Below are 4,102 nucleotides of genomic sequence, written 5' to 3' on the forward strand. Positions count from 1 at the left end.
GGCGCCATCGAAGGCGTGGCAGGTCCGGAATCGGCCAACAACGCCGCGGCGCAGACCTCCTTCATCCCGCTGCTGACGCTGGGCATTCCGCCCAACGCCGTGATGGCGCTGATGGTGGGCGCGATGACCATCCACAACATCCAGCCGGGTCCGCAGGTCATGACCAGCAACCCCGCGCTGTTCTGGGGCCTGATCGCCTCGATGTGGATCGGCAACCTGATGCTGATCATCCTGAACCTGCCGATGATTGGCGTGTGGGTGAAGCTGCTGACCGTGCCTTACCGCTTCCTGTACCCGGCCATCCTGGTGTTCTGCGGTATTGGCGTGTACTCGGTCAACAATCAGACCTTCGACGTGTTCATGGCGGCTGGCTTCGGCATCATCGGCTACCTGTTCCTGAAGCTCAAGTGCGAGCCGGCGCCGTTGCTGCTGGGCTTCGTGCTGGGGCCGATGATGGAAGAGAACTTCCGCCGCTCCCTGCTGCTGTCGCGTGGCGAGTTCACCGTGTTCGTGACCCGTCCGCTGTCGCTGGGCCTGCTGATCGCAGCGGCTTCGCTGGTTGCCATCGTTGCCCTGCCTTCCATCAAGGCAAAGCGCGAAGAGGCGTTCCAGGAAGAGTAGTCGTCAAGCCCCACCCGCGCCGGCCTCGCGCCGGCGCGCGCAATGCAAGAAAAGGGGTGCCTCGTGCACCCCTTTTCTTTTAATAAGCGCGCCTGGTGCCGGCCGGGCCGCTTGCAGGTAACACGCCCGGGTGCGCTCGCTGCGCCCGGGCTGCCTATGTAGATCTGCTCTATCGCACCGCTGGCAGGTGTGTCACAGGAGCCGCATGAGAGCGCCAACACTAGATGGCTTCGTTTCGAAGCTGTACATCCTGAAGCTTGTCCAGTCGAGCCCGTCGACGGTCATGACGCTGGTTGACCGCCTGCGCGAGCACGGGGTGGAAAAGAACATCCGCTCGCTCAGGCCCATCCTGCGCAGCCTGATGATCGCACGCGCGATCACGGCGGAGCTGGTGGAAGGCAGTGGCCGCGTCTATTGCATTACCGATAGCGGACGCGAAGAACTGCACAAATACCTGTCGCATCTCGACGTCCTGCAGAGCGACATCGAGCAGACGCGCTAGGACTGCCGCACCTGGCCATCGCTCAGGCAGCCTCGTCCTCGGCCCACCGCGCGGGGTAGAGCAGCAGGCTGACGGTCGTGCCCTGCTCAGAAGACGCAATCGACAACTCGCCGCCAATGGCGGCCGCGCGGCTGCGCATATTGGCCAGGCCGTGGCCTTGCGCGCCGGACTGCGCATCGAAGCCGCGCCCGTCGTCGCGGATCTCGATCAGGATGCCCTCGGCCTCAGCGCTGGTGCCCGCGAAGCTGTGCGCCACCACTTGCACCGTAGCGCCACCGGCATGCTGCATGACGTTGGAGAAGGCTTCCAGCAGCAGGTACTGCAGCTCACGCACGATCTGCGGCGTCAGGCCGGCCACAGCCGGCAGCCGCTCCACTTGCCAGTCCACCCGCAGCCTTGCCGCTTCCAGGCGCGCCCGCAGCCGGTAGCGCAGGTTGCCCAGCACCACGGCGAGGTCGCCACCGGTGTCTTGCATGGCATCCACCGAGAGCTTCAAGGCATCCAGCGCTTGCTGCAGATGTTGCTGCAGCACCATGGGCGAGCCATGGCCCGAGCGCAGCAGGCTGAGCGCGCCGACCAGCGTGCTGCCCAGGCCATCGTGCATGTCGCGCATGATGCGCCCGCGCTCTCGCAAGGTGGCCTGCTCGCGCTCGATCTCGCGTGAGCGCGCATAGAGCAGATGCAGCTCTTCCTCCTTTTGCGCAACCTTGTGGTCCAGGTCGCGGTTGAGTTCGGCCAGCGTGCTGGTGGTGCGCGTATAGCGGTCCACCAGCAGCCAGGCCATGCTGAGGCTGAACAGCTGCGAGACGTATTTGGTCAGCGAGGTGTCCCAGTAAAAGTCATTGCTGAACTGGATGCGGATCACGTCGGCGGTGCTCAGCGCGCTGGCCAGCGCCACCGTGGCGGCCAGCACCAGGCGCTCGCGGCTGGGGCGCCGCAGCGCCGCCCACGCCAGCGTCGTGGCGATGCCGCACGCCATCAGCATGTTGATGGCCCAGTCGAACAGCTTGAGGCTGGGGGTGTTGAACAGGAATGTCATCACCACGATCAGCGGCAGCTTGATCCACAGGAAAGCGGTGACCAGCCATGCCGGCCACGGCGAGCGAACGTCGATGATGATCAGCGCGAACCGGGCGGTGGCCACGATGAACAGGGTCCGGCTGGCCAGCACCAGCACCTGCCACGCGTGCAGCGGCAACGGGGCGCTTTCCAGCAGGCGCTCGATCACGCTGACCGACCATGCGATCTCGGCCAGCGCATAGAGGCCGAACAACGGATCGCGCTGGCGCCACCAGATCAGCAGCGAGATCGCCGTGAGCAACAGGCTCAGCGCGGTGATCACCAACGGTCCTATCACGCGGAACCAGAGCGCGCCCTGGTAGCGCGAATGCACCAGCCGGCCCGGCCCGAACTCGATGCGCGACAGGCCTGCCTTGGCATTGGCGCGGGCGGCGATCTTGATCGTCAGCTCGTTCTCCGGCCGCAGCATGGCCTCGGGCACGGGGATGTACAGGGGGCGCTGGCCGCCGTAGAGGGCAGGCGCATCCATGGCGCCGGAGGCGGCCAGCAGCTTGCCGTTGAGATGCATCTCGAAGCTGTTGGCCGCGCGCGCCAGGTACAGCGCGGGGATGTCCTGCCCGGCGCCGCGGTAGGGAAAATCCAGGCGGTAGGTTGCCGTGCCGTCGCGGCCGGGGTAGACGCGGTCCCAGTCGTGGGGCAGTGCGACCTCGGCCGGCTGCGGCGCCTGGCCTTGCCCGGCGCCGTCGGGGCGGACCACGGCCAGCGCTTGCTGCAGTACCTGCACCTGGTTTGCCGGGTCCGGCGCGGATGGCGGCGACGGACGCTGGCGCTCGCCGCCGCAGGCGGTGACCCAACAGCCCATGGCGAGCCACAGGGCACTCAGGCACACCAGCCGCAGGATGGGCAGCAGAGCCATCGGCATTGGCCTCACAAGGTCTTCAGCAGGCCAAGCTTGTGGGCTTCGAATACGGCCTCGGTGCGGGAGTTGACCGCCAGCTTGCCGTAGATGTTCTTGATATGCGCCTGCACGGTGTGCACGCTGATCGCCAGGTGCCCGGCGGTTTCCGCATAGGTGTACCCGCGCGAGATCAGGTCGAGCACCTCGGTCTCGCGGGCGGATAGCGTCACGTCCATGCCCGGGATGCCTGGCGTGTCCGGCGCCGGGATGCCAGGCGCGCTGGCGCTGCGCAGCCGGGTGATGACCTTGCGCGCGATCACCGGGCTCATCGGCGAGCCGCCGGCGCGCAATTCCAGGACGGAGGCGCGCAGGTTGTCGTCCGATTCGTCCTTGAGCAGGTAGCCGGTGGCGCCCGCCGCGATGCTGGCCAGCACATTGKCCTCGTCGCCGAACATGGTGATCACCATGCAATCGCAGCGCGGGTGCAGCCGGCGCGCGTGGCGGATGACATCGATGCCGGAGCCGTCCGGCAGCCCGAGGTCGCACAGCAGCACGTCGGGCTCGTGCGCGGACAGCCACTCGCAGGCGCTGGCGCGCTGCGCGCAGGCCGCCATCACCTGGATGCCCGGCAAGCTGGCCAGCGCGCTTTGCAGGCGCGCGCTGGTGGCGGGGTCATCCTCGACCAGCAGGACGCGGATATCGGCTTCCGGGGCCGCGGACAGGTTCTGTGAGCGCATGATTTGGGCTGAGGTAGTCAAGACTATGGCGCGCGTTGGCGGGGGGCGATACTCCATATTCATGGGATGGCGTCTGGCGGCTAATCGTAGCGCCAGCACCGGATACGGTCAAACTACCGCCAGCCCGCGCCGCCGCAGGGCAGGAAGAAGGAAGAAGGAAGAAGGAAGAAGGAAGAAGGCACCAAACCCGCCATTCGGTTCAGCCGTGTTCCCCGCCAGTCAGGCGGGAAACACCCATGCGCGATGCGAAGCGAGCCGTGAAGGTGTGCCAAGGCCGTATGGGGCGCCTCGGGATTTCACGAAAAGAGCGGAAAAGAGGGACCC

4 protein-coding genes are annotated in these 4,102 nt (G+C 66.6%); 2 read left to right on the forward strand and 2 right to left on the reverse strand.

The window, feature by feature from the left end; genetic code table 11:
- The coding region (locus AC1DS3_RS36090; RefSeq protein ID WP_477109728.1) for a tripartite tricarboxylate transporter permease at positions 1-621 on the forward strand (621 nt) is incomplete at its 5' end.
- Positions 622-826: 205 nt separating this feature from the next.
- The gene (locus AC1DS3_RS36095; RefSeq protein ID WP_043356716.1) at positions 827-1,123 is read left to right on the forward strand and encodes a helix-turn-helix transcriptional regulator; all 297 of its coding nucleotides are present in this window, start codon (positions 827-829) and stop codon (positions 1,121-1,123) included.
- 22 nt (positions 1,124-1,145) lie between these two features.
- Here AC1DS3_RS36095 and AC1DS3_RS36100 read toward each other — a convergent pair whose 3' ends face one another.
- Both AC1DS3_RS36100 and AC1DS3_RS36105 read right to left on the reverse strand, forming a co-directional pair.
- Positions 1,146-3,059, reverse strand: a complete 1,914-nt coding sequence (locus AC1DS3_RS36100; protein ID WP_477109727.1) for a sensor histidine kinase — start codon at positions 3,057-3,059, stop codon at positions 1,146-1,148.
- A gap of 11 nt (positions 3,060-3,070) precedes the next feature.
- Positions 3,071-3,778, reverse strand: coding sequence for a response regulator (locus tag AC1DS3_RS36105; RefSeq protein WP_477129085.1), 708 nt, complete (start codon positions 3,776-3,778; stop codon positions 3,071-3,073).
- Between the last annotated feature and the right edge of the window lie 324 nt (positions 3,779-4,102).

It is taken from the genome of Cupriavidus sp. 01L46 (genome assembly GCF_056399905.1).